This window comes from Haloarcula sp. MBLA0163, assembly GCF_055632435.1.
Genome location: NZ_JBVMVV010000003.1, coordinates 89013 through 112615, shown reverse-complemented (window position 1 = coordinate 112615; position 23603 = coordinate 89013). Strand labels below are relative to the sequence as shown.

Annotated in this window: 26 protein-coding genes and 1 pseudogene; 17 read left to right on the top strand and 10 right to left on the bottom strand. The window is 58.7% G+C overall.

The features are described from left to right. The first annotated feature begins 116 nt into the window (after positions 1 to 116). Positions 117 to 1232, top strand: a complete 1116-nt coding sequence (locus tag ACV7GQ_RS18350; protein WP_470313201.1) for a redoxin domain-containing protein — start codon at positions 117 to 119, stop codon at positions 1230 to 1232. 166 nt (positions 1233 to 1398) lie between these two features. Here the strand turns inward: ACV7GQ_RS18350 and ACV7GQ_RS18345 are convergent, their stop codons facing one another. The 4 genes from ACV7GQ_RS18345 to merA all read right to left on the bottom strand — a co-directional run bounded on the left by ACV7GQ_RS18345 (position 1399) and on the right by merA (position 5051). Beyond that, positions 1399 to 1704 carry a putative quinol monooxygenase gene (locus ACV7GQ_RS18345; RefSeq protein ID WP_470313350.1) on the bottom strand — a complete coding sequence of 102 codons (306 nt, stop codon included), beginning with the start codon at positions 1702 to 1704 and terminating at the stop codon, positions 1399 to 1401. A 100-nt stretch (positions 1705 to 1804) separates the two neighbouring features. Next, positions 1805 to 3181 (bottom strand): dihydrolipoyl dehydrogenase, encoded by a 1377-nt coding sequence (gene lpdA / locus ACV7GQ_RS18340; protein ID WP_470313200.1) that lies wholly within the window; start codon positions 3179 to 3181, stop codon positions 1805 to 1807. Between the two features lie 113 nt (positions 3182 to 3294). Continuing rightward, complete coding sequence (locus ACV7GQ_RS18335; RefSeq protein ID WP_470313199.1) at positions 3295 to 3549, bottom strand: glutathione S-transferase N-terminal domain-containing protein; 255 nt, start codon at positions 3547 to 3549, stop codon at positions 3295 to 3297. 44 nt (positions 3550 to 3593) lie between these two features. After that, on the bottom strand, positions 3594 to 5051 hold the full coding sequence (merA, locus tag ACV7GQ_RS18330) for a mercury(II) reductase (RefSeq protein ID WP_470313198.1): 1458 nt from the start codon (positions 5049 to 5051) through the stop codon (positions 3594 to 3596). Between the two features lie 117 nt (positions 5052 to 5168). On the opposite strand from merA, the gene ACV7GQ_RS18325 reads away from it, so the two are divergent. The 4 genes from ACV7GQ_RS18325 to ACV7GQ_RS18310 all read left to right on the top strand — a co-directional run bounded on the left by ACV7GQ_RS18325 (position 5169) and on the right by ACV7GQ_RS18310 (position 7621). Continuing rightward, entirely contained in the window at positions 5169 to 5534 is a 366-nt protein-coding gene (locus tag ACV7GQ_RS18325) for an ArsR/SmtB family transcription factor (protein WP_470313197.1), read from the top strand. Further along, positions 5524 to 5760, top strand: a complete 237-nt coding sequence (locus tag ACV7GQ_RS18320; protein WP_470313196.1) for a hypothetical protein — start codon at positions 5524 to 5526, stop codon at positions 5758 to 5760. Before ACV7GQ_RS18325 ends, ACV7GQ_RS18320 begins: the two co-directional genes overlap by 11 nt. 476 nt (positions 5761 to 6236) lie before the next feature. Then, complete coding sequence (locus tag ACV7GQ_RS18315) at positions 6237 to 7217, top strand: hypothetical protein (RefSeq protein WP_470313195.1); 981 nt, start codon at positions 6237 to 6239, stop codon at positions 7215 to 7217. Positions 7218 to 7360: 143 nt separating this feature from the next. Then, positions 7361 to 7621 carry a winged helix-turn-helix domain-containing protein gene (locus tag ACV7GQ_RS18310; RefSeq protein ID WP_470313194.1) on the top strand — a complete coding sequence of 87 codons (261 nt, stop codon included), beginning with the start codon at positions 7361 to 7363 and terminating at the stop codon, positions 7619 to 7621. Between the two features lie 17 nt (positions 7622 to 7638). On the opposite strand, the gene ACV7GQ_RS18305 is transcribed toward ACV7GQ_RS18310, so the two are convergent. Both ACV7GQ_RS18305 and ACV7GQ_RS18300 read right to left on the bottom strand, forming a co-directional pair. After that, positions 7639 to 8424 (bottom strand): sulfite exporter TauE/SafE family protein, encoded by a 786-nt coding sequence (locus ACV7GQ_RS18305; protein WP_470313193.1) that lies wholly within the window; start codon positions 8422 to 8424, stop codon positions 7639 to 7641. Continuing rightward, entirely contained in the window at positions 8421 to 8735 is a 315-nt protein-coding gene (locus ACV7GQ_RS18300; protein WP_470313192.1) for a M20/M25/M40 family metallo-hydrolase, read from the bottom strand. The genes ACV7GQ_RS18305 and ACV7GQ_RS18300 overlap by 4 nt, the downstream gene beginning before the upstream one ends. Before the next feature lie 212 nt (positions 8736 to 8947). Between ACV7GQ_RS18300 and ACV7GQ_RS18295 the strand changes: the two genes are divergently transcribed. The 3 genes from ACV7GQ_RS18295 (at position 8948) to ACV7GQ_RS18285 (ending at position 11266) form a co-directional block, all read left to right on the top strand. Beyond that, complete coding sequence (locus ACV7GQ_RS18295) at positions 8948 to 9652, top strand: bacterio-opsin activator domain-containing protein (RefSeq protein WP_470313191.1); 705 nt, start codon at positions 8948 to 8950, stop codon at positions 9650 to 9652. A gap of 246 nt (positions 9653 to 9898) precedes the next feature. Next, on the top strand, positions 9899 to 10735 hold the full coding sequence (locus tag ACV7GQ_RS18290) for an alpha/beta fold hydrolase (RefSeq protein WP_470313347.1): 837 nt from the start codon (positions 9899 to 9901) through the stop codon (positions 10733 to 10735). A gap of 363 nt (positions 10736 to 11098) precedes the next feature. Further along, positions 11099 to 11266, top strand: coding sequence for a hypothetical protein (locus tag ACV7GQ_RS18285; protein ID WP_470313346.1), 168 nt, complete (start codon positions 11099 to 11101; stop codon positions 11264 to 11266). An 84-nt stretch (positions 11267 to 11350) separates the two neighbouring features. Here ACV7GQ_RS18285 and ACV7GQ_RS18280 read toward each other — a convergent pair whose 3' ends face one another. Continuing rightward, positions 11351 to 12391: an NAD(P)-dependent alcohol dehydrogenase gene (locus tag ACV7GQ_RS18280; RefSeq protein ID WP_220620375.1), complete on the bottom strand. Its 1041-nt coding sequence runs from the start codon at positions 12389 to 12391 to the stop codon at positions 11351 to 11353. A gap of 95 nt (positions 12392 to 12486) precedes the next feature. Between ACV7GQ_RS18280 and ACV7GQ_RS18275 the strand changes: the two genes are divergently transcribed. Next, positions 12487 to 13539: an amidohydrolase family protein gene (locus ACV7GQ_RS18275; RefSeq protein ID WP_470313345.1), complete on the top strand. Its 1053-nt coding sequence runs from the start codon at positions 12487 to 12489 to the stop codon at positions 13537 to 13539. Positions 13540 to 13608: 69 nt separating this feature from the next. Continuing rightward, the gene (locus ACV7GQ_RS18270) at positions 13609 to 14367 is read left to right on the top strand and encodes an iron-sulfur cluster assembly protein (RefSeq protein ID WP_470313344.1); all 759 of its coding nucleotides are present in this window, start codon (positions 13609 to 13611) and stop codon (positions 14365 to 14367) included. A gap of 83 nt (positions 14368 to 14450) precedes the next feature. Here ACV7GQ_RS18270 and ACV7GQ_RS18265 read toward each other — a convergent pair whose 3' ends face one another. Further along, entirely contained in the window at positions 14451 to 14975 is a 525-nt protein-coding gene (locus tag ACV7GQ_RS18265) for an HTH domain-containing protein (protein WP_470313343.1), read from the bottom strand. 181 nt (positions 14976 to 15156) lie between these two features. On the opposite strand from ACV7GQ_RS18265, the gene ACV7GQ_RS18260 reads away from it, so the two are divergent. The 4 genes and pseudogenes from ACV7GQ_RS18260 to ACV7GQ_RS18245 all read left to right on the top strand — a co-directional run bounded on the left by ACV7GQ_RS18260 (position 15157) and on the right by ACV7GQ_RS18245 (position 19141). Continuing rightward, on the top strand, positions 15157 to 16149 hold the full coding sequence (locus tag ACV7GQ_RS18260; RefSeq protein WP_470313349.1) for a transposase: 993 nt from the start codon (positions 15157 to 15159) through the stop codon (positions 16147 to 16149). A gap of 239 nt (positions 16150 to 16388) precedes the next feature. Next, positions 16389 to 16820, top strand: coding sequence for a hypothetical protein (locus tag ACV7GQ_RS18255; RefSeq protein WP_220620377.1), 432 nt, complete (start codon positions 16389 to 16391; stop codon positions 16818 to 16820). Between the two features lie 10 nt (positions 16821 to 16830). Next, positions 16831 to 18081, top strand: a complete 1251-nt coding sequence (locus ACV7GQ_RS18250) for a M20 family metallopeptidase (protein WP_470313342.1) — start codon at positions 16831 to 16833, stop codon at positions 18079 to 18081. 683 nt (positions 18082 to 18764) lie between these two features. Then, positions 18765 to 19141: pseudogene (locus ACV7GQ_RS18245) on the top strand (winged helix-turn-helix transcriptional regulator). A 4-nt stretch (positions 19142 to 19145) separates the two neighbouring features. On the opposite strand, the gene ACV7GQ_RS18240 reads toward ACV7GQ_RS18245, so the two are convergent. Beyond that, complete coding sequence (locus tag ACV7GQ_RS18240; protein ID WP_470313341.1) at positions 19146 to 20183, bottom strand: two-component system sensor histidine kinase NtrB; 1038 nt, start codon at positions 20181 to 20183, stop codon at positions 19146 to 19148. 149 nt (positions 20184 to 20332) lie between these two features. Between ACV7GQ_RS18240 and ACV7GQ_RS18235 the strand changes: the two genes are divergently transcribed. Both ACV7GQ_RS18235 and ACV7GQ_RS18230 read left to right on the top strand, forming a co-directional pair. Next, the gene (locus tag ACV7GQ_RS18235) at positions 20333 to 20890 is read left to right on the top strand and encodes a carboxymuconolactone decarboxylase family protein (protein WP_470313340.1); all 558 of its coding nucleotides are present in this window, start codon (positions 20333 to 20335) and stop codon (positions 20888 to 20890) included. Positions 20891 to 20892: 2 nt separating this feature from the next. Then, positions 20893 to 21849 (top strand): sulfite exporter TauE/SafE family protein, encoded by a 957-nt coding sequence (locus ACV7GQ_RS18230; RefSeq protein WP_470313339.1) that lies wholly within the window; start codon positions 20893 to 20895, stop codon positions 21847 to 21849. Between the two features lie 358 nt (positions 21850 to 22207). Here the strand turns inward: ACV7GQ_RS18230 and ACV7GQ_RS18225 are convergent, their stop codons facing one another. After that, positions 22208 to 22384: a hypothetical protein gene (locus ACV7GQ_RS18225; RefSeq protein ID WP_470313338.1), complete on the bottom strand. Its 177-nt coding sequence runs from the start codon at positions 22382 to 22384 to the stop codon at positions 22208 to 22210. A gap of 232 nt (positions 22385 to 22616) precedes the next feature. On the opposite strand from ACV7GQ_RS18225, the gene ACV7GQ_RS18220 reads away from it, so the two are divergent. Beyond that, positions 22617 to 23594 (top strand): aldo/keto reductase, encoded by a 978-nt coding sequence (locus tag ACV7GQ_RS18220; protein WP_470313337.1) that lies wholly within the window; start codon positions 22617 to 22619, stop codon positions 23592 to 23594. The last annotated feature ends 9 nt before the right edge of the window (positions 23595 to 23603 follow it).

Genomic DNA, 23603 nt, shown 5'->3' with positions numbered 1-23603 from the left:
TTTTGAACGGGCGAGACGCTAGTCGTCTGATTTCACAGCACGGTTACCGGCGTCCGCCGCCGTCTCGGTCTCTCGCCGTCGCGTATCCTTTTCTGGTCCGGCCGCCTCGTGGGTGTATGAACGATACCGAAGCGAGCTCCTCCGATGGACTGTCCGTAGAGGCGGTACTCGACCGTATCCGGACGCACACATTCCACCCTGTTGATGAAACAAGCTTCACGGTTGATCGGACGCTCGAAGAACATGGCATTGCGGACCTCGACGACGACGATTGGCGGGTCCGACTGCTTGCCGTCCGCGACCTCGTTCGGCTCGGGGATACCAAAACGTCTGAAATTGCCGTCGGACTCGAAGACGACGACGTACAGGTCCGCTATGTCTGTGCAACGACGCTGGGAATTCTGCGAGCCCAGAGCGAGGTGGAGTCGCTCGAACGGGTGGTCCGCGAAGATCCGGACCCACTGGCACGGTCGCAGGCGATCGTCGCGTTGGGGCAAATCGGTGCCACTCGGTCGCTGGACTTGCTACGTGACCGGCACGCGAACGACGACTCGAAAGACGTCCGTCATCAAGCCGAACTCTCGATCGACCGCATCGAAAAGGGCGCAGTCGCCGAACCTGAGCTAGAAGCTGCCTATCGAAATCTCGACGAGGACACGTTCGAACAGCTAGCAGTCGGTGAGGCTGCCCCGTCATTCGTACTGCCGGATACTGACGGGCGGACATGGGACTTGGAGGACTCGATTGGAGACGGTTGGACGGTCCTGATCTGGGTATTCGCCGACTGGTGTCCGGTCTGTCACCGTGAGTTCGACGAACTGATTGAGCTTCGCCAGGAACTGCAGGAGGCGGATATCAACGTGGCGACGATCGAGTGTCACGGCCAGTATCGTGGTCGCGTGATGGTCGGTCGGGAGCTCGAGCCGGAGTACTGGTTCGCCGAAGAGTCGTTTATTGAGTCGTACGCCGAGGAGATTTGGTGGCCACACCTCCTCGATCGTGCGGGGGCTATCGGCGCGAAATACGGCGTCGATCCGATGGCTTACGCTGTCCACGCCGAGTATATCAACCGTCCCGCGACGATTATTCTCGATCCCACTGGAACTGTTCGCTTCGCGTACTACGGGACGTTCTGGGGTGATCGACCGTCTATTGAGGAGACCTTGGAGATGATCCGATCAGAGGAGTTCGAGTACGAGAACCCGGAGCGGCGGCAGGTCGCGTCCGAGTGACTGCCGGTTCCTGTCGACCAAAAACACCACCTCGTCGCTGTGACGATACAGGTGGCTTACTGACGCCATTTCCTGGGGTTGGAGTGGGGTGAGGTAGACCCCGATGCCAAACCAACGCTGTTAGTTCACTGACTGGCGTTGGACGGTATCTACTGAGGATCTCCTGTCAGAGCTCGAGTTCGGTCGCCGAGTCGACCTCGAACCGGAGAACTTCGGGCTCACCTGCGAGCAGGTCGGGGAGCCGCGCTTCGAATTCCTGGAAGTGGTCTGTCTGCGAGTGGGCCTCGAATGCAGCGGCGTCTTCGTACTGTTCGAAGAATCGTACGACGTTCGGGTCCGCGATGTCCGTTGCGGCGCGGTAGTCGATCATTCCGTCTTCCTGCTGCGACTGTTCGACGAGGTCTTCGATGAGGTCGAGTGCTTCGTCACGGGTTGATGGATCGAGTGGGAATGTGGCGTGTAAAACAATCATCCAGATAGAGAGGGACACCCCGCTCAAATAAATCCCTGCCGTAAAGGTACTGTCGTCGGACTAGCGGACATCCTCTGACCGAGGCGAACGGCTAATCCAATCAGGATGGCCGATGTACGCCACCGGCAGCAGAGTTGATGCTTTCTGGAAGTGTTGGATGGATGTGCATCGTCTCCGCGACCTGGTCGGCCGTCGCGCCGAGTTCGATCGCGAGGACGAGTTCGTGGACGATCTCGGCCCCTTGTTCGCCGACGACGTGCGCGCCGAGTAACTCGTCGGTGTCGGCGTCGGTGACGAGTTTGACAAATCCCTCGGTTTCACCGAGCGCTTTCGGCTTGCCCTGGTCGGCGAAGTCTTGGCGGCCAATACCCACCTCGTACCCTTCGTCCAGGGCTTCCTGTTCGGTCAGCCCGACGTGGCCGACCTGCGGATCGGTGAACACCGCCCACGGGACGGTTCGGCCCTCGGTGCTGATTTCTTCGTCTTTCGCGAGGTGGCGATACAGGAGATCGGCGTCGTCGCGCGCCGAGTGAGTGAACATCGGCGGCCCACTCACGTCGCCGATGGCGTAGACACCGTCGGCAGTCGTACTGAAGCTATCATCTGTCTCGACGAACCCCCGCTCGTCGAGCGACACGCCGACATCTTCGAGCCGGAGCCCGTCCGTGTTCGGTCTCCGTCCAGCGGCGAGCGCAACGTCCGAGAAGGTGATAGCGTCAGCACCATCGGCGTCGACACGGATGCCGGAATCAGTCTCCGCAAGTGCCGTCACGGGCGCGCCGGTCTGGACAGTAATTCCTTCGTCTTCGAAGGCGCTCTCGATGACCTCGCTCACCTCGGGGTCTTCATCCGGGAGGAGGCGCTCACCGCGCTGGAAGATTGTGACGTCAGCGCCGAATCGGCTGTACATCTGGGCGTATTCGCAGCCGACGTACCCGCCGCCGATGACGGCCAGCGAGTCGGGAACTGCGTCGAGCTTGAGCAGGTCGGTGCTATCGTGCACGTCGACGTCGTTGAGGCCGTCGATCGGCGGCTTCGTCGGTCGGGCACCCGTGTTGATGACGACGGTGTCGGCCGAGATAGTCCGGTTGTCGATCTGGATTTCGTGAGGGGAGGCGAATATACCGTGGCCTTCGATGAAGTCGATATTCTCGTTGTTCTCGACGTTCTCGTAGGCCCCTTCACGGATGGTCTCGACGATCTCGTCTTTTCGCTGGACGATTGCGTCCATGTCGGACTCGATGGTGCCGTCGATGTCGATGCCGAACTCCTCGCTGCGGCGGGCGAGGTTGGCGATCTCCGCGCTCCGGAGCATCGTCTTCGTCGGGATGCACCCGCGGTTGAGACAGGTGCCACCGAGGAGGTCCTCTTCGACGAGCGCCGTCTCCATGCCGGAGTACGCGCACTTCATGGCGACCGGGAGGCCGGCCATACCGCCACCGAGGATCAGCAGGTCGTAGTCGTATGCGTCTGTCATTGTCGGATGTCCATCCATTCTAAGTCGAGCGAGGGTTGTCGCGGGCTATCTGAGTACATCTGTAAGCATCGTATTAGCACGAACGGCAAATGATGTGTCTGTCTGTGCGTCTCTCAGGCGTAGTGCTCTTCGAGGTGGTCGATGATGGCGTCGCTCTCGTAGAGTTCGACGCCGTGCTGGTGGTCGACGAGGAACGGGATCTGGTCTTGCCCGCCGAGCGCTTCCATCTCGTCGAGCGTCTGCTGGTTCCGTGTCGCCCCACCGGCGGTGCGTGGATTGTGGTTGATGTACGAGACCCCGAGATCCATGAGCTTCTCGCGGACTTTCTCACAGTACGGACAATCATCTGCCTGGTAGAGTTCGAGCACGTGCGATGTGTTCACAGGGAAGTCGGTTAAGATGTATGGCTACGTCACTCGACGCAGCAGCTCATCGTCGACGTGTCGCGCCGGAACGCCTGACAAGTGTGTTTGAACGCCTCGCTGAACGTCGGGAACGGGTGGACGGTGTCTATGATGTCGTCGACGGTCAGTCCGAACTTCACCGCGAGCGTCGCCTCCATGATCATATCGGCGGCACGGGGCCCGACCATGTGGACGCCGACGATCTCGTCGGTCTCGTGGTGCTTGACGACCTGAACGAGGCCATCCGTGTTCTTGACCGCCTTCGCACGCGGGACGTCCGCCATCTGGACGGTCCGACACGAACAGGTGCCGTGTTCGTCCATGTACTCCAGTTCGGTCGTACCGACAGCAGCGACCTCGGGACTGGTGAAGACGACTGCGGGGACTGCATCGTAGTCGATGCTGATGCCCTCGTTGCCGAAGGCATTCTTGACGGCGTGATTGCCTTCCTTTGCAGCGACCGTCTCGAGTTCGGGCTCGCCGATCACGTCGCCGGCAGCGTACACGTCCGGGTTCGTTGTCTGAAAGTGTTCGTCGACGTGGACTGTCCCGTCAGGATTCGTTTCGACTCCTACCGTTTCCAGGCCGATGCCCTTACTGTTTGGCTGGACGCCGGTTGCGACGAACAGCGCGTCACCGGTGACTGTCCGCTCGGTGCCGTCGACGACTGTCTCGACGGCGACGCCCGATTGGATCGCTTCAACCCCGCCGTCGGTTGCCGGTGCATGCACGCGCTGGAAGTCGTTGCCGGTAATCACCTCGATGCCTTTTTCCTCGAACGCGCGTTGCATCTCGCGCCCGAGCTGGCCTTCCATGCCCGAGAGGACGCGCTCGGAGCGCTGGAGGATGGTCACGTCGACGCCGACGCGGTGGAGGATCTGGCCCCACTCCAGCGCGATGTAGCCGCCGCCGATGACCACGATACTCTCTGGGAGGTCTCGCTCCTCGAGGATTGTCTCGCTCGTGTAGTAGTCGACCTCGTCGAGGCCGTCGATGGGTGGCGCCCACGGTGAACTTCCGGTCGCGACGAGTGCCTTCTCGCCAGTGATGCGGGCGCCCTCGTCGGCGCCGTCGACGACCTCGATGGTCGTATCGTCGACCAGCCTGCCGTAGCCCTCGTAGATGTCGGTCTCGAAGTGCTTGGCGACGTCGACGTAGTTCTCTTGGCGGAATCCCTCAACGAGGTCGTCGGTGCCGTCGAGTGCGTCGACCCAGTTGACTGTCGGTTCGCCGTCGCTGTACCGAATGGCGTCGAACGGATTCTCCTGCGGGGTGGCTGCCTGGTCGCCCACCGCGAGCAGGTGCTTGCTGGGGACACAGCCGACGTTGACGCAGGTCCCGCCAAGCGGTAACCCTGTATTCACTAATGCTGTCGAGAGTCCTCGGTCACTCGCTTCGGTGATCGCAGCGAACGCGGCTGCCCCACCGCCGAGAATCACCAGATCGTACTCAGCTGATTCAGACATTCTAATACTCGTTGTGTCGTTTAAGTCTTTAATCTTCTGTCCTACGCGCCTACCGTAGACCTTCACTGTCGCTAAACTCCGAAAGGGCTATGACCAAATAGAAATTTGAATATTGTAATGAGTATCAATCTCCTCCAATCGAACGACGATGTGAACGAGGCCCGGGCGAATATTTTCAGTGCGCTCGGTGACCCAACCCGACTCCGGATCTTCCAGACACTCGCCGAGGCGGATGACCCGCTCAACGTCAGTGAACTGTGCGACCGCGTCGACCTCGGAACGAATCTCGTCTCTCATCACCTCCAGTGTCTCAAGAACTGCCAGCTGGTCGACGCGGAGCGCGACGGCCGCAAAAAGTACTACGAGGTGAGTCGGCCGGAAGCTGTCGAAATGCTCTCTCTGGCCGATGACTGTATTCGTCAGAATATCGAGAGCGTTCTCGGGTGCGAGGTCGTTATCGAGTCTGAGACCGATGAGCAGTGACGCTGACTCGTGGCTCCCATATGCGGGAGTCGGTGGCGTCGTCGCGTGCTGTCTTGGCCTCGAGGTGCTCGGTGGGGCAGTGGTAGTCGGTGGCCTTGCTGCCACAATTGGCCTTTCGACGGGCGTGACGTATCTGGCGGTTATCGGCATAGGCGGGTTGGTTGCGCTGGGGCTCGTTGCTGGCTATCATCACATTGAAAATGATAACAATGGCTTCCTCGGCTGATGGGTCGCCATGGGGGCTCCTCGGATTTGCGGGGGCACTCAGTCTCTGTTGTATCGGTACTGCCACGCTCGCAGGCGGGGCCGCAGTCGCCGGCGGAACCGCCGCTGGCGCGACTGCTGTCAGTGGCGCCGTGGGTGGACTCGGTGGAATCCTCGTGACTGCGCTCATCACCGCGCTACCGTTATTCGTCATTGGGTTGGTTCTCCGACGGAGGGGACGACAATGACGGACGCGACGTGTCCGGTCTGTGGCATCGTAGGTTCCCTGTATCAATGACTCCGAGACAGCAGACTGACCGTTCGGAGAGCCATGATCAACGTACAGTACAGAGGATGGGCCACCGCCTCCTGATTCGGGGGCTCGTCTTCGCCGGCGCATTGCTGTTCGCCCAACCGGTAGCCGCTCATAGTGGCAGTACCCACGCCGGTACTCCACACTGGGCGTTTCTCGTGCTGATCCTGGGTGGCGTCATGGGTATGGGAGGCAGTGCGCTTCTCGGACAGCGGGCGTGGAGTGATCGTCCGAAACGAACTCTCGGCGGGATGTTGATCGGACTTGGAGTGGCGCTCGTCGGAACGATTGCCATCATCCAAATCCAAATCGAACCCGTCGGGACAACCACAACGCTCCACGCGTGGTATCTGCCCCTCGCCGTGGTCATAACGGGGTTGCTCACGACGGGGAGCCTGTTGCTCGGCGTCTGGCGGTGGCCCACCCGTCCCGAATACAGCGTGCTCGGACTGGCACTCGGGATCTGGGTGGGGTATCCAGCCCTGATGCCGAACAGCGGGTACACGAACCCGCTCGGGTACCTGCTTGTGGCCGTCGTCCCACTTCTGGTTGGCTACATCCTGTGGGTGGATGTCTGGCCCGTGGTTCGGAGCGACGCAGTCGATCAGCTCGCAGGACGCGTGGGTGGTCTCGTCGCAGCCATGTTCGGTGTGTTCTTCCTGTTCTCCGCGGGGTTGTTCACCGTGAATCCGGAGCAGGGGGTAAACGGCCCGACGACCGCGTTCGTCACCACGGCGAGCTTTGCGAATCCGCTGGTTGTCTGGCCCGCTGTCGAATTCTACGCTCCGTCGATCCCGCTCGCGGGAGCGATGTCGGTCGGCACCGCACTGCTTATCGGCACGCTGATGGGGCTCATCGGACTAACTGTTTCGTTGATGACGGCGATCTGGCAACGGAGTCTGGAACTGTCGTCTTCGAGCGGGATCCTCGGTGGGCTCGCAACGATGGGCGCGACGGCCTGTTGCTGCTGTGGACCCGCGGTGTATGCGGTCGCGAGCGTGTTCTTCGGCGTCTCGGCGAGTCCACTCTACTGGGCGTTCATCGATCCGGCATCGCCGCTCGGCGCACTCTTTTTTGCGGCTGCCGTCATCCTCCTCGTTTGGAGTGCGTCGCGGTTCGCGATCCGTCTTTCTGAGTCTGCCGCGTGTCAAGTATTCGCCGACTGACGATAATTATGAAGTGTGGCTCTTGTTCGATTCATATTTCATCGGACCTCGACGGCGGAGTGAGTACCCACGGATGGGCGGTTGTGTAATACTACTGCACACCCGATAGTTTATTAATACCGTTCCGCCCCCTCCATGTACTAATGCCTAACCAGCCGTCACTGTCCTCCCAGGAAACTACTGCTGACCTTGCGGATCTCCCGCCGAGCGCCAAACTCGTCGCAAAAACACTCGAATACGAGGGCGATAGCACGCAATCGGAACTCGCTGAATCAACGCTTCTCCCGCCGCGAACCGTTCGCTATGCCCTCACGGAACTCGAAGAGAACGGAATCGTCGCTTCTCGCATCTCGTTTATGGATGCCAGGCAACGGATTTATTCACTCGAATCGGGTGACGACTAGCGTATTGGCATCGACATCTATATCAGTCCCAATCCACCGCCGACTAGACGGAATCCGACGACTGTGAGGAGACCCAAGACGACGAGTCTGCGAGACCGCTCGCTGGCAGTCACTCGGAGGCGTTTGCCGACAGCGACTCCGATTGCGGCCGGGATGGCAGCGACGACGGACGCGAACAGGACGGTCTGGCTGGGATACAGCCCGAATAGACCTGCTACACCAACGCGGATCCCGTTGAGCCCCAGGAATACGAGGGCGACGACGCCGACGAATAACCCGTGTGAGAGGTCGAAGCTCCGAAGATACGCGATGAGCTGTACGCCGACGTTCGTCCCGCCGAACAGCAGTCCTGAAATGCCGCCGACACCGAGCATCCCAATTCGCGTGTGAGCGAACGTACCGATTCCACCTGCCGACCATTCCGGGAGAGGAATCCGTTGCTGAGCGGTCGCAACGAACCCGAGCGTCAATACTCCGAGACCGACACGCAGCGGGGCGGTGGGAAGACTACTAAGAACGGCCATCCCGACAACCGTGCCGACCAGTGCTGCACCGATGAGTGGGGCAAACCGTTGACTACAGGTTCGCAGCTCTTCCCGGGTGAGATCTCGTACTAGCGAGAGATTCACCGCGAGAATGGGGATGATCATGAAAACAACTGCCGTTGCCGGATCGATTACCGTTGCAAGCGCCATCGTCCCGACGAGGGCGAACCCGAAGCCAGCGAGTCCATTCGTCGTCCCGGCGACCAGAATAACGAGCGTCATCAGCGCCACTGTCGGCCCCCCGATGGCTGCAATCATTTGTCAGCGCTCGTAAGCTGCTCGTAGAGGACTGGGAGTGTCCCGTAGCTGATGGCGTTTCGAACCAGGGCCTCGGTCGTCGTGTACTCGTCAGTTCCGTGCGCTGTCTGGGTCCCGAAGCCGAACTCGACCGTTGGAATCCCCTCGTGTCGAAGCACTTTGGCATCACCGCCACCGGTTGCGCTCCGCCGGTAGACTTGGTCGTCAACGACGTGGGCGGCCGCCCGCGCGCTCGCTTCGACGATCGGACTCCCGAGCGGCTCGTACGAACCACGGGTCCACGAGATATCAGTGATCTCGATGCCGTCCATCCCGGCCAAACAGTTCCGGATCCCGCTAAGCGCGTCTCTGGTGTCGACACCGGCCGTCAATCGAATATCGACTCTACTTCGTGAACGAGGCGGCGTCACGTCGCTGCAACTTCTCTCGGCTCGGTCTCCTAGCTCGCCGCAACGGACTGGTGGTTTGACGCGGCGCTCGTAATACCCCCTATCTCTTATTTGCGCGCTTGTTAATATCTATCATGGGAATGACGAGCGTCGATCCGACCGGCTCAGCAGTCGAACTCGAATTCGAGCTTCTGGATCGTGACTGTTTCTTCGTCGATGCATCCGCCGTCGCTGACTGTCGAGTCACCCTTGAACATATGGTGAACCGTTCCGATGATCGGCTACTGGAGTACTTTACCGTGGAAGGGACGGCACCTGATCGCGTTCTCTCCATGGTCGAGGAGACGGCAGTTATCGACGAGGCGCGGCTAATTAGCCGGGGGGTTGACCGCGGCCTGTTCGAGTTCGTTGTTTCGGGCCCCTGCGTGACGACTACCCTCGCTGATACGGGGGCCATCGCACGATCAGTGCTGGCTGACGAAGGGATCGGTGAGATTGTCGCAGACGTGCCCGCCCACGTCGACGTCAGGCGGGTCGCCGAACAGTTCGGAGACCAGTATCCGGAGTCGACGCTCACTGCCTGCCGAAACTCCAACGAACCGGTTCCGGTCCGGACCGAGTCCGGGGTTCACGCGACGATGGCCGACCAGCTCACCGACAAGCAACAGGAAGTGCTCCGAACCGCCTACCTGAGCGGCTACTTCAGCTGGCCACGACGGTCCAGTGCCGAGGAGTGTGCCGACGCGCTCGGCATCGCACAATCGACGTTTAGCCAGCACATCCGGACTGCCGAGGAGAAGGTCATCGGGCGGCTGTTCGAAAGTGGCGTCGAGCAGTGACTGTCAGCGACTGACCGTCCGACAGAGAAGTTATTGTTGCTTCGAAACCGGCTGCTGTCCGATTCCATTGAGAGGGCTCATCGTAGCCGAACGGATAGAGCAAGCCTGCCAACCGAGGTGTTCGATTCTATCGAGAGAGTGAATCTATCCACCACTACGATAATCCGTATAAAAACCGGTCCTATGAACATAGGGACTAGCGCTTTGCGCCTTTCTACCAAAGCATTTGCGAGGTCAAGAGAGACGATGACGACAACCTACGACGAATGGACTGCGGCACAGGACAGCACGACGGTGACCGTGGACGACCACGAGATCGAGATGACGTACCGCGACGAAGGCAGTGGTGACCCCGTTGTCTTCCTCCACGGTATCCCGACAAACTCGTACCTCTTTCGCGACCAGTTCGACGCGGTTGCTGCGGAACGGCGTGCAATCGCGCCGGACATGATCGGCTACGGCAACTCCGCGATGGACGACGGATTCGACCGGTCAATCCGCGCCCAGGAGCTTGCGATCCGGAGTCTCGTTGACGAGCACGACTTCGATACCATCGACTTCGTCGGGCACGATCTCGGTGGCGGTGTGGGTTTACGCTACGCGGCCCGGACGCCAGACGCGATCGACCGGCTGGTCCTGTCGAACTCTGTCGCCTACGACTCCTGGCCGATCCAGACGATCACCGACCTCGGCCTGCCCGAGACGGCACGAGAAACGAGCGTTGAGGAACTCCAGGGGATGCTCGATGGGCTGTTCCGGGACACGCTCTTCGGCGACGACCACGACGAAGCATTCCTTGACGGAATGAAGGCGCCGTGGGCCTCTGAGGAAGGCGTCACCTCCGTCGTGCGCAACGCGAGTGCGACAAACACCAGCCACACGACGGAGGTTGATCCGAGTGACGTAACCGCCGACACGCTCTTGCTGTGGGGAACCGAAGACGAGTTCCAGCCGATCGAATGGGCGGAACGACTCGAAGCCGACATCGACTCCTGTGAGCTGATCGGTCTCGAAGCGAACCATTGGGTTCCGGAGGATCGGACGGCAGAGTTCACCGACCACCTGACCGAGTTTCTGCTGTGAACCGCCTCGGCCTGCTCCGCCTGTAGACGAATCTCCGTCTGACACACCACTCGCTTGCCGTCTTTTATATTCTCGGCCCGAATAGGACACGCATCGAGAAGGTTCGCATCGACGAGGTAAACAACAGCGTCCAGCCGGCGGCAGTAATGCGCCACCTCACAGAGCCGCTCGGTGTCACCGACCTCGCGATCAACTACTACGAGCACGAACCCGGCGATAGCTTTGTGTTCGCCTACCACAACCACGAGGTACAGGAGGAACCGTTCTACGTTCAGTCGTGGACGGCGACGTTCAAGACCGAGGCCGATCCGGTGGCGGTCGACGAAGGCGAGATTATCCGATTCGACCGTGAGGAGTTCCAGCGTGGCTGGAATCGGGGAGACGATAAGCGTCCGCGCGCTCGCGCTCGGCGCACCGCTGGAGTACTGGGAGCAACGCAAACTGCGACACTGTCCGGAGTGCAAGACCGACACGGAGGGGCGACTGGAACGAACCGATGACGAGAGTACAGTCGTTGCCTACTGCAAGTGATGCAACGCGGAGACAGGACGGTGGTTCCGGGGATCGATGAAGGGCGAAGTTCCGTAGTATTGTTCGATCCCCATCCTTCGCTACCTATGGGCGGATCACCGCTCGACCCTCGATCTCACCATGTTCGAGTTTTTCAGCGACTACGTTGACATCGTCGAGGTCGTAGTAGGACGTGTGTAGATCGACCTCGTCCTGCTCGACCAGAGCGACGAGTTCCTGAAGCTCCGAGAACTGTCCGACGATATTACCTACGTAGGAAAATTCACCGTTGACAAGTGCCTGAGCGGGTTCGTGGATGTGGCCGCCGTAGCCGATGATGTGGTGGTCGCCACCGGCGGCGGTGATGTCGGGGGCGTACTCGGTCGTCACATCCGCACCGACGAAGTCAAGCACCTGTGTTGCACCTGTGCCGTCGGTGACGCTGTCGATGAACTCGCGTACGTCGTCTTTCTCGGGATTGACAGTGTGGTCGACGCCGAGGTCCTCGGCCAGTTCGAGTGCCTCGTCTTTCAGGTCGACTGCGGTGATCTCTGCCGCACTCATCGCGTCGAGACACTGGACGCCGATATGACCGAGGCCGCCGACACCGATGACGGTGGCGTGGTCACCGGGATTCAGCTCGGCGACTGCCTTCTTTGCGGCGTGATAGGCAGTGATCCCGGCGTCGGCGTGGGGTGCGATCTCTGCCGGATCGACGCCATCGGGCAGCGGGATCACCGACCGCTCGCTGGTCAGCAGGTACTCGGCGAACCCGCCGTCGATCGTCAATCCGTTGAACGACTGGTTCTCGCAGTACATCGTCTCGCCGAGTCGACAGGGTCGACAGGTTCCACACGTCTGGACCGGATGGCAGATGACCTGGTCGCCCTCTGAGACGATGTCAACCTCGTCACCTGTTTTGAGGACTCGACCGGCGTTTTCGTGGCCAAGCGTCATCGGCAGGTCCTGGTCGACGTACTCGTCCCACATTCCTTCGATGATGTGGTTGTCCGTCTGGCACCATCCGGCACCGATCACCTCGACGAGGACGCCGTCCGACCGCTCGATTGTCGGTCGGTCGATCTCCTCGATCGTCAGTCCCTCGCTCATGTCGTCCGTGTACTCGTGGAGTCGTGCTGCGTGCATGTCACACTCTAACAATAGCACCACTCTGCCTAAGAAGTACGCCTATAGTTATCGGTAAAATCACTATTGCCGTGTGTTACCACTATCCAAGAGCAATGTACACGCACAACGGCGAAGACGTGTTCGTCATCGACGGACACATCCACCTCTGGGACGCGACAGAGGAGAACATCGTCCACGAGGGCGGCGAACAGTTCATCCAGTGCTTCTACGACTACCACACGGCGTTCACGCCCGAGGAAGAGCAGTGGGACATGGACACGTACCGGCAGTACGGAGCCGAACGAATGATCCAGGACCTCTTCCGAGACGGCTACGTCGACATGGGCATCTTCCAGCCGACGTACCTGACTGACTTCTACGACGAGGGGTTCAATACGACCGATCAGAACGCCGAACTCGCCGAGGAATATCCCGAGCGGTTCGTCCTCAATGGAAGCTTCGACCCGCGGGACGGCGACGAAGGAATCGCCCACCTCGAACGCCTCAAGGACGACTATGACATCCAGGGCGTGAAGCTCTACACGGCGGAGTGGCGCGGCGACTCGAAGGGCTGGCGCCTCGACAGCGAGGAATCGTTCCGTTTCCTTGAGAAGTGCGCCGAACTCGGGATCGAGAACATCCACGCCCACAAGGGACCGACGATCCGGCCGTTGAACCGCGATGCCTTCGACGTTGGCGACGTCGACGACGCGGCCACGTCGTTCCCGGATCTCAACTTTATCGTGGAACACGTCGGCTTCCCGCGTGTGGACGACTTCTGTCACATCGCCACCCAGGAGACTAACGTCTACGGCGGACTTGCCGTCGCGGCGCCATTCGCTCAGAACCGCCCGCGGAAGTTCGCCGAGATGATGGGCGAACTCCTGTTCTGGGTTGGCGAAGACAACCTCCTCTTCGGCAGCGACTACGGCATCTGGGAGCCCGACTGGCTCGTTCCGGCAGTGATGAACGCGGAGTTGACCCAGGAGGAACGAGCCGAGTACGGCGTCGAACTCTCCCCAGACGTCAAGCGAAAGATCATGGGAGAAAACGCGGCACGGCTCTACAACATCGACATCGAGGAAAAGAAAGAACAGTTCCGCGACGACGCGATCAGCCAGGAGTTTGAGCTCGGCGACAGCTACGAGGAGGCATCGGCGGACTGAACCATGGCGACGACAGATCCACCGGACTCACCGGGCTCGACGAACCACTCGGAGATAGCCCACTCCTCGGTGACCACCGACAAGTCGGTCGATCTCGACGCCATCCGCGACCGTCTCGACCACGTCCACGACCCTGAACTGGATCGCTCTATCGTCGAACTCCAGTACGTCGAAGCGATCGAGATTGACGATGGGGCAGTGACCGTTGCGTTCGTGCTTCCGACGGCCTGGTGTTCGCCTGCCTTTGCGTGGATGATGGCGACGGGTATCCGAGACGAAGTTGAGGTGGTTTCCGGCGTCACGTCCGTTACTGTCCGTCTCTCGGACCACATGCACGGCGACGAGATCACGACCGGTGTCAATCAACGTCGCTCCTTCGACTCTGTGTTCGAGGACGCCGAAGACGGCATCATGGCTGTCCAGCAAAAACTCGACGAGAAGGCCCGGTTCGCTCGCCAACACAGCGCGATCAAGGCCCTCCAACAGGGCGGACTCGATCCCGATCAGATCGCGCCACTGACGCGGGCCGACATCGAACTTGATTTTAGTTCTGATTTGGCGGCTGTAACCGTCCAAGATGGCGCACTGACGGTCACCGTGGCGCGCGACCCACTGGCCGAGTATCTCAACAAGGCCCGAGAGACGGGCCTCGTTGCTGACGAGAGCGATCGTCTGTTCGCTGACCGCGAAGGCGAGCCGCTAGCTTCCGACCCGGAGTCGTTCGAATCGATTGTCCGTGACGCGCGGCTCGCTGCCGCGAACATCGAGGGCCAGGGGGCGATCTGCGAATCGCTTCATGAATCTCGGAACGGGGTCCACTTCGACTGATTGGTTCAAAAACTAGGCAAAATCAATTCGCTTCTTGAGAGACTCGGTCGGCGAGAGAACCACACAGTCGATCCACGTTGGCCTCAGGCAGACAGATCCTGTTCTCCGGCGGAATCACTGACCGATTCAAGCGTCGTTACCAGTTCCGCGACAGAGTGTTGCGCGTCGTTTTCTGCGCATGGCGTGACCAGAACTAGGTCGTCGTCATCAAACACTGCAACAGCGATTCGTGGGAATTGATGCCCCGTTACCGTCGTCCTCGTCAGCGTAGAGTCGACGCATCGATCTCGAAATCCAACGAGGTCTACTCCGAACTCGCTCGCCCACGCCCCAAATCGCTCAAATCGATTGAGAAGGAACTGTCCAGTGTCTGTTGCTGCAGCGGCCGTCGATTCGCAGACGCAATCTCCAGTGATATAGAGATCGACCGTCTCGATATCGCCTTCAGCCTCCAGTGTCCGTAGTCTGCGGATGAGGTCCTCCTGTTGTGGTCTGGCTGTCCCGGGTGCCAGCGATCGAACGAACACCTCGATACGGAAAAAAGAGTGCCCGCCCCCGAGGTGATTGTAGAGCATTGTCATCTCGTCGCTCCACTGTTGTCTCTCCATCGGTGTCCCATATCAACACATGTTACGAGGGCATCATAACTGGCGGGTAAAACCCAGGTAACGGCGTTATGGCATAGTAAGTGCTAGACAACCAGACAGAAGTCTACCCTTCTCGGATGTTTTTATGAGATAGAGCGTGTCATAGAAAGCCTCCCAAGGGAGGCCGCAGGGTTTGGAAACTGTGTCCAGCAGTACCAACGCCCTGCAAGACGTAGCTTCGGTAGACGACTTCTTGAATGCGGCGGCTACCGAGACAGTACCGCTGTTTGAGTTCCTTGAGTTCGAGTTTCTACTGGAGTACGACGTGTTCGCCCCCGCTCGCCGGGGGCGAACACGAGTGCATCAGCCACCGGATCTCTTTCGTGGCTTTCTGCACTGCTACTACAAGGACGTCTACGGCACGCGTCCGGTTACACGAGAACTTCAGAACGGCCTTGTCTGGTACTACTGCGGACTCGACAAACCGCCATCCAGAGACACGGTTGACCGCTTTCTTACCGACCTCGAACACGTTATTGACGATGTCTTTGACAGGCTCGTCGAGCAGGCCGCCGCCCGCGGCCTGCTCGACTCCACGTACTCCATCGATTCGACCCACATCGAAGCGATCCAGTACAACGACGCTGCGTCGTGGAACTACGACCCAACAGCCGAGGAGTACTACTACGGCTTCGGCTGTACGGTCGTCTCAACCGGCGCAAAAATCCCGATAGCAGCGGAATTCACACAGGCCAAACAAGCAGACCAAGAGACGGCGATGCGCGTCACGCGTGACGCGCTCGCCGTCGATACACCGATCTGGATGCTTGGAGACAGCGCCTACGACATCCTCGATTGGCACGACCACCTGCTGGCCGCAGGGGTCGTGCCAATCGCTCCGTACAACCCGCGAAACACTGACGACCCGAAAGATATCGGGTACAGGGTCGAAGACCGCATCGAGGAACACAGCGAGGACGTTCAGCTGAAACAATCCATCTTGGACGAGACGTACAACAACCGGACAGGAGTCGAACGAACCAACGACGCAGTCAAGGACTGCGGCCTCGGGCACGTTCGCGCCCGAGGCCGCGTCCACGCACGAACAGAAGTGTTCGTTGCGCTCTGCCTACGGCTCGTCGTCGCCATCACCAACTACGAGCGAGGAAACGAACCGGGCTGCGAGAAGCTATGAGATGGATTCTATGACACGCTCAGATAACCTAATGAACGTAATTTTCGAAGAAGCTGTACCGCTTAAGAACTGCGTTCGCGCCCACCCAGAGCGCTGGACGGTAACGGACTTAGAAACCCAGAATGAGTTACGGTGACGTAACCAACTAATCCGAACGTTACACCCGGTTTATTACTTACTGTGCAGTATGTGGTTACTGGAGGTAACCTACAGACGCAATACGCGTCAGGAACTCACCCATGGTAAGCATACTCAGCGGTTTGGTCGGCGGATTGGTCGCAACAATAGTTATGACGATGTTCATGATGGCACTCGGAGACGACTCACCCCCACCGACGGCAGCCCTCTGGGCGAAGTATGTCGGCGACGAAGGTCCCGAGTCGTACATGATGCAAGGCATGGCGTTGCACATGCTGTATGGCATTGGTGCCGGGGCAGTCTTTGCTGTCGTTGTGACAGCGCTCGGCTTCGGCGTCGGTCCCGGTGCGCTCACTACAAGCCTGCTGTGGGCAGTCGTGTACGGGCTTGTCCTGACCGTTGTCGGCGCGGTGTTCTGGATGCGAGTCGTCCTTGCGATGGAGCCCGAGCCGGCTATGGTTGGCATGTTCACGCTGTTCCATCTGGTGTACGGGATCGTTCTCGGCGCGATGGTAACGTACGTCCCGTTGTGAGCTACCACAGATGATGGAGGACTCTGAGACGGCAGCTGGTACCGACGACAACCGTGATCGGCTGGTGACGACGGCGCTGGACCTACTCTCGATTGACACGCAAAACCCACCCGGAGAAACCGCCGCCGCCGTCTCGTACGTGGAACAGAAACTCGAATCGGCTGGTCTTGTCACACGAAGACTTGCTGACGACGAGTCCGAGGGTATAGTCGCATGGATTGAGGGGCATCCGAAACCAGAACTCGTGTTCAGCGGCCACCTAGATACGGTGCCATACACCGAGAGTGAGTGGTCAGTAGACCCATTGGGCGAGCGTGATGGCGATATCGTCTACGGCAGAGGTGCCTCTGATATGAAAGGTGCCGTCGCCGGAATGTTGACAGCGGCGCGCAGTCTTGCGACGGTCGATAAAAATGGATCAATCCCAGTGGGGTTCGCCTTTGTTACTGACGAGGAGACGGGCGGTGGGGACGCAGTTTTGCACGGGCTTGACGCGTTCGAGAGCGCCCCATCGGCATGCGTCATCGGCGAATTGTCGGGGACGCCGGACCGTCCAGCCGTCGCCGTGGCAGACAAAGGAAGCATCTGGCTGACCCTGTCCTCGACAGGTGAGGGAGCTCACGGTTCCCGGCCGATGCTTGGAGAGAACGCCGTCGATAGGTTGTACGCGACGGTTGATACCTTTCGCGAGGAACTTCACGCTGTGCGCTTCGACCTGCATCCCGATGTCCAGCGCATCCTCACTCAATCGGTCGCCTACTATTCACCGCTGATGGGCGAGGACACCGCTTGGGACCTGTTCGAGCGCCCGACCGTGAGCCTTGGAACGTTTGAGGGGGGTGACAATATAAACAGTGTTCCCGTGACCGCTCGTGCGACGATCGACGTGCGGTTGACGGCGAGTGTCGCTACCAAACCGATTCTGGACCGCATCCGCACGTTCGTTGAGAAACAAACTGGCGTGACACTATCGTCCGTCGAGTGGAGTGACGGTACCTACGAGTCACCCGACGCGCCACTTGTCGAGGCCGTCCAGCGCGCCGGATGCACGGTCACCGGACGCAAGCTATTGGCTCGGAGCGCCACCGGCGGCGGTGACGCCAAGACACTGCGAGACCGAGGCATCTCGACTGTCGAATTCGCGCTCGGGACGGAGACGGCACACGCCGTCGACGAGCGAACGACGGTCGATGCGCTCGCACACACTGCTGAAATATACGCTGCCCTCCCGGCAGCGCTAGAGGCGGTAGATGGCGAATAAAAAACGGCATAATCTTTTTTAAGGCGTTACGCCACCGTAGTAGCGATTGAAGTAGTTGGCTCATACGGGTCCAGTATTTCCGTCAAGGGAGACAGAGCACCGGATTTTATATTCCTGTAAGTTATATCGAAATAATCTGCCAATGTAGAGCGATCTCGGTTGTCCGACGCACTCGGATCCAAGCCGGTGTTGCTGAATGTCTATTTATTTGATTGTAAAATACCCTACCCTACTCTGGCGGTTGAGCTGGGTGGGGTAGTTCACTCCGATGTGTCGACAGAACGTTTGCGATCTACACGATCTGTCGTGATTTGATTTCGACACCGACATAGGCGTGTACGGCATTTCGACTGACAGTAAGTTCAGTCACCGTGATTCGCCCGCTAAAGTGGACTACCCGCTACTCTCCGAAAGTAATGGGACTGTCGCTGAAACGTACTACGTGTTGAACAACGAATTTCAGAGATATCGACGTATCGTGATGGTGTGGTACTCTTTGTGGATCAGACGCAAATGATCCGATACGCGTGGTGCGCCGAGAATTCTGACAAACAATCGGACTGGGCAGCAGCCAAACCGCCGTTGAAACGGTCAAATAACCGATTCACGAAAATAGTAGTGTATCGTAAGTCGGTTACGTAGAGTAATTATATAATCCTACAGGACGAACAGTTCAGCATAGCATGCGTGACTCGTCCGATGGACTTCAGGTGTGGTGCGCTGGCAAAGAGTGGTGTCCCGTCACCTCGACGGCGACGCTCATTTGTCGGAAGTGGCATCCGGTGATCATCCATAGACTCCTGAATGACGGACCACTCGGGTTCAGCGCATTACAAAATCAAGTCGATGGTATCTCAAGTAAGGTCCTCTCAGACAGTCTGGAGGATCTTTAAAAAAAAAGAAATTGGTCGCGCGCTCGATAGTTAGCGAGCAACCGTTCCGTGTCGAGTACTCGCTGACCAAGCAGGGGAGCGAACTTGAGCCAGTGGTAAGTGCAATGGAAAATTGGGGTAAGCGGCACCTCCAGCCGCCCGAAGACGAGCATAGCGGCAGGTTTTGACTGCTCAAACAAAAGTGACGCCCGTGATTTCGAACGCTGCACCTCCGGCCTCACTGTCCGAGACATCGATATCCCAGCCGTGAGCCGCTACGATGTCCGCTACGATCGCTAGCCCGAATCCGGTGCCACTGTCGGTTGTTGTGTATCCCCATTCGAATACCTGGTCCTGCTCTGTTGGGGGCACCCCAGGGCCATCGTCACTCACGACAAACCCGTCGTCGGTAGCCCGGAGTGTGACTGTCACGTCAACCGGACCGTGGTCCACCGCATTCCGAAAGAGGTTATCGAACAGTTCTCGGAGTTGATCGCCGTCTGCCACCAAACTGACGGATGCATCCGTCCGTAAGCTCGCGTCCGCTGTCTGAACTTGTTCCCATGTTTTTGTCCCGACGGTATCGAGGTCAACGGGTCCGAGATTATTTTCATCGACGCTGTCGGCCCTCGCCAATGTCAGGACGTTATCCACGATGGTATCGATTTCTGTAATAGTAGTTTCCATTTTTTTAAAATGTTGTTCTTTACCGTTCTCGCGGGCAAGTTCGAGGTGGCCGTGTAGTGTCGTCAGTGGGTTCCGTAAGTCGTGAGAGACCGTTCGCGCGAATCGGTCTAACCTTTCTACCTGCCGTTCGAGTTCGCGTTGGCGGCGGACGCGTTCGGACACATCTCGAAGGATAGCGATCATTCGTGTCTGTTCTGACGACGTACCTTCAGATTCCAGTGTGGCCCCAGACACCTCTGTCGGAATTTCTCGCCCGTCTTTTGTGATGCAAGTCAAATTGTCCGTCCACCCAGACCCGGTCTGTTGCACGTCATCAATGAACGACTCTCGCACGCGGTCCATATCGTCCGGGTGAATCTCGCTCGGGTCCAGTGATAAAAGCGTCTCACGATCGTATCCGAGCATCTCACAGGCGGATGGATTCACGTCAACGAACGATTCGGTGCCGAAATCGACAACCATGATGGCGTCGTTACTGTACCGAAAGATCTTCGCGTACCGTTCGTTTAGGTCGGCGTCGTGGTTCGGGATGCTCTCGTCCATGTCGATCCCTGGATACAGTTATTGATCAGAGAGATAATTTGTATATATCTAATTCTTTTGTAACACGTACGTAACCTCCCTTTGCAACCAACAACCATGTTACGTTCGGGTGAGCTACGGTTATTGTAGACCCGCAGCTTTCTTTTGACGTGACCCGACTCGAACTCCTCGATATCGACGATATACCCGAATCGTATCATCACCTGTTCACGGACGACTATCTCGGTGACCGCCACATATTCCGAGTGTGGGCACACAACCCGGAACTACTCGAGGCGACGCTGGAGTATTTGAACACGCTGTACGACCAGCTCACTCCACGGACGAAGGAACTGGTCATTCTCACGGTCGCACGGGCCCGAGGCGCCCGTTACGAGTGGCACCAACACGTAGACATTGCCCGTGACAAAGGGGTCACTACCGACGAGATGCGGGCTATCGGTGGTGGAGATTTTTCTGTTTTCGACGACGCCGAGTTCGTCCTGGTCCAGTATGCTGAGGCTGTCGCGACCGGCACGGTGACCAACCAGATTCACGACGCGCTCGCCGACGCGTACTCACCGGCTGAAATCGTCGCAGTCGGCCTGTTGGTCGATTTTTATGTGGGCCTGTGTAACTACGTTGCATCGGTCGACCTCCCGTTCGAGGGCGGCGAGTTCGTCGGCTGGACGCCCGACGACGAGACCATCGAGACCCGATTTGCCTGAGAATGGAGGTCCCAGTCGACGGCAACCGATTCGTGGTTCTGGGCACAGTTGGGGCGATCGTGATGGCAGTCGTATCCGGACAGTTGTCGGCCGTCGGCGCGTTCCCCATGGAACAGTTCCTCGCCCACTGGTGGGTGTTTCCGGTGTCGATTGTGTTCGCGACAGTGGCATTATCATCCGGCGTCTCTGGAGCGCTGTTTTTTAGTCCCTTTTTTATGCTCGTCGTGGGTCTCACGCCTTCCCAAGCAATCGGGGCGGGCCTGTTGACCGAAGTGTTCGGGATGGGCAACGGCTTGCGGTCGTATGTAAAACAGCGTGTCGTCGATTTCCAGACCGCCAAGTGGCTGCTCGCGGGGTCGGTACCGGCCATCGTTGTCGGTGCGTTCGCTGCCCACTTCGTGGATCCGACGCTCCTGAAGCTCATTTTCGGTGCCGGACTGCTCTTACTGGGTGGCTTTCTCGTTTACTACGAGTCTCCTGAACGGTGTGAACCGGGGGAGTGCGAGGGCGAGTTCCTCAAAAAGAAAAACACCGGGAGAGGCAGTACGGAAATAAAAGCCACCGACGGCGAAAGCTTTCGGTACGACACGTGCTGGCGGCCACCGGGCGTGGCCCTCTCGACGGTCGGTGGGTTCATCACTGGACTCATCAGTGCTGGCCTGCCGGAAATCGTCACGACACAACTTATTGTCCGCTGCCGTATCCCGCCCCGTGTCGCAGTCGCCACGAGTGTCTTCGTGCTCGGTATCACGGCTGTCGCCGGTGCCGTGGTCCACGCTCTGACTGCGACACCGGTCTGGTACGTTGTTGCGTGGTCGATTCCGGGAGTCCTCATCGGCGGAACCATCGGCACCCGAGTCGGTAAATACGTCCCGAGTGAACTGATGGAGACGGGACTGGGTATCGTTTTCGCTATTGTCGGGGGCATCGTGCTAGCACTGGAACTAGTCGTGGGGTGACCGTGCGACCGCGCAACCTTCCAGAGCACCGGCGCAGTCAGCTCTCCGAGTGTCCGCCCAGCGCAAAACTAGTTTATATTACCCTCGTCCACGAGGAACCGTTAACTCAGGGACAACTCGTCGATGAAACGACCCTCCCGCAACGAACTGTTCGCAGCGCCCTCGATAGATTGGAACGTCTGGGATTTATTGATTCGGAAGTATACTTGCCTGATGCCCGCAAAAAAGTGTTCAAACTCGTCGTCGACGAATCAGAATCAGACGCGTGAGTGACGACGGCGGTGGCGCTCAGCTTGTCTCGTTCACAGTGTTCCGCCCGGCACGCCTCTCATATGGTCCTCCGAAGAACAGTCGGTGGCTACCGCCAACTATCGAGGTCCAGCGACTGGGTAGCCTGAACCCACGCGTCCTCTTTGTCTTCGTCGTAGATGATGGTATCTTCGCCCGACGTGACGTGGGTGTACCGCGCGTAGTCGCCCGCCACTGGGCCGGTAGTTGGGAACCTCTCGTGACTATCGTCAGTCTTCGTGGACATAGTTTGGTGCCTCCGTTACATTTCGATATACTATCTACTTAGAGGGTGTCATAGAACAATTCACACACCCCCCGATACTGCACCTGCCGAATCGCTAACTACAGAGACCGCACTTACCGCAGATAGTCCCCACACTCGAACAGGAAACCGTGGAGATTCAGACCGAGAGAGCGGTTGAACCTGACTAACTTAGCCCCACATCTTAACTTGATGTGGAGTGACTATTTTATCGATGAAGTATACATACCTCGGAAACACGGGACTGGAAGTCTCTCGATTGTGTCTCGGCTGTATGAACTTCGGAAGTGAACAGCCGTGGATGGTTCACGATCACGATGAAGCACGCACGGTCATTGACCGGGCAGTCGATCTCGGAATCAATTTCTTCGACACAGCGAACGTCTACTCAAACGGCGAAAGCGAAGAGATCCTCGGGGAAGCTCTCGCCGACCGCGACCGGGAGGAACTCGTCGTTGCGACCAAAGTGTATGGCGAGATGTACGAGGGGCCAAACGGACAGGGTCTTTCTCGCAAACACATCCTCGACCAAGCCCACGCGAGTCTCGACCGACTCGGCACCGACTATATCGATCTCTACCAGATTCACCGGTGGGACGAGCACACACCGATCGAGGAGACACTTGCGGCCCTCGACCACCTTGTCGAGGAAGGCCTTGTTCGGTATGTCGGGGCGAGTACGATGCCGGCCTGGAAACTGATGAAAGCACTGCACGAGGCCGACATCAATCACGACGAGCGATTCATCTCGATGCAATGCGAGTACAACCTCGTCGATCGACACGAGGAAGCAAACGTGTTACCACTCTGTGACGACCAGGATCTCGGCGTTGTTCCGTGGTCGCCGCTCGCCGGAGGCTTCCTCGCGGGGAAGTACGAGCGTGAGAAAGATCCCGAAGAGGGACGCGCGGCGACAGACGAGTTCATGCAGAAACGGTTTACCGACGAGAACTGGGAGGTGCTCGACGTCGTCCGAGACCTCGCCGAGGAGAAAGACGCGTCGCCAGCGCAGGTTTCACTGGCATGGCTGCTGCATAAGGAAGTCGTCGATGCACCGATTGTTGGGCCACGGACTCTTGATCATCTCGAAAGTAACGTTGATGCACTTGATGTCGAACTTACCGACGACGAGATTGAACGACTGGAAGCCCCGATCACACCTGTCTGGAACCCGGAAATCGGTGACGTGTAGGTCTGGAAT

Coding starts and splice junctions, on each gene's coding strand:
- ACV7GQ_RS18275 (WP_470313345.1), top strand. CDS start 12,487: ATGTACACGCACAACGGCGAAGACGTGTTCGTCATCGACGGACACATC.
- ACV7GQ_RS18280 (WP_220620375.1), bottom strand. CDS start 12,391: ATGCACGCAGCACGACTCCACGAGTACACGGACGACATGAGCGAGGGA.
- ACV7GQ_RS18240 (WP_470313341.1), bottom strand. CDS start 20,183: ATGGACGAGAGCATCCCGAACCACGACGCCGACCTAAACGAACGGTAC.
- ACV7GQ_RS18325 (WP_470313197.1), top strand. CDS start 5,169: ATGAGTATCAATCTCCTCCAATCGAACGACGATGTGAACGAGGCCCGG.
- ACV7GQ_RS18350 (WP_470313201.1), top strand. CDS start 117: ATGAACGATACCGAAGCGAGCTCCTCCGATGGACTGTCCGTAGAGGCG.
- ACV7GQ_RS18225 (WP_470313338.1), bottom strand. CDS start 22,384: ATGTCCACGAAGACTGACGATAGTCACGAGAGGTTCCCAACTACCGGC.
- ACV7GQ_RS18300 (WP_470313192.1), bottom strand. CDS start 8,735: ATGGACGGCATCGAGATCACTGATATCTCGTGGACCCGTGGTTCGTAC.
- ACV7GQ_RS18265 (WP_470313343.1), bottom strand. CDS start 14,975: ATGGAGAGACAACAGTGGAGCGACGAGATGACAATGCTCTACAATCAC.
- ACV7GQ_RS18315 (WP_470313195.1), top strand. CDS start 6,237: ATGGGAGGCAGTGCGCTTCTCGGACAGCGGGCGTGGAGTGATCGTCCG.
- merA (WP_470313198.1), bottom strand. CDS start 5,051: ATGTCTGAATCAGCTGAGTACGATCTGGTGATTCTCGGCGGTGGGGCA.
- ACV7GQ_RS18220 (WP_470313337.1), top strand. CDS start 22,617: ATGAAGTATACATACCTCGGAAACACGGGACTGGAAGTCTCTCGATTG.
- ACV7GQ_RS18255 (WP_220620377.1), top strand. CDS start 16,389: ATGGTAAGCATACTCAGCGGTTTGGTCGGCGGATTGGTCGCAACAATA.
- ACV7GQ_RS18305 (WP_470313193.1), bottom strand. CDS start 8,424: ATGATTGCAGCCATCGGGGGGCCGACAGTGGCGCTGATGACGCTCGTT.
- ACV7GQ_RS18250 (WP_470313342.1), top strand. CDS start 16,831: ATGATGGAGGACTCTGAGACGGCAGCTGGTACCGACGACAACCGTGAT.
- ACV7GQ_RS18295 (WP_470313191.1), top strand. CDS start 8,948: ATGGGAATGACGAGCGTCGATCCGACCGGCTCAGCAGTCGAACTCGAA.
- ACV7GQ_RS18320 (WP_470313196.1), top strand. CDS start 5,524: ATGAGCAGTGACGCTGACTCGTGGCTCCCATATGCGGGAGTCGGTGGC.
- ACV7GQ_RS18230 (WP_470313339.1), top strand. CDS start 20,893: ATGGAGGTCCCAGTCGACGGCAACCGATTCGTGGTTCTGGGCACAGTT.
- lpdA (WP_470313200.1), bottom strand. CDS start 3,181: ATGACAGACGCATACGACTACGACCTGCTGATCCTCGGTGGCGGTATG.
- ACV7GQ_RS18345 (WP_470313350.1), bottom strand. CDS start 1,704: ATGATTGTTTTACACGCCACATTCCCACTCGATCCATCAACCCGTGAC.
- ACV7GQ_RS18290 (WP_470313347.1), top strand. CDS start 9,899: ATGACGACAACCTACGACGAATGGACTGCGGCACAGGACAGCACGACG.
- ACV7GQ_RS18310 (WP_470313194.1), top strand. CDS start 7,361: ATGCCTAACCAGCCGTCACTGTCCTCCCAGGAAACTACTGCTGACCTT.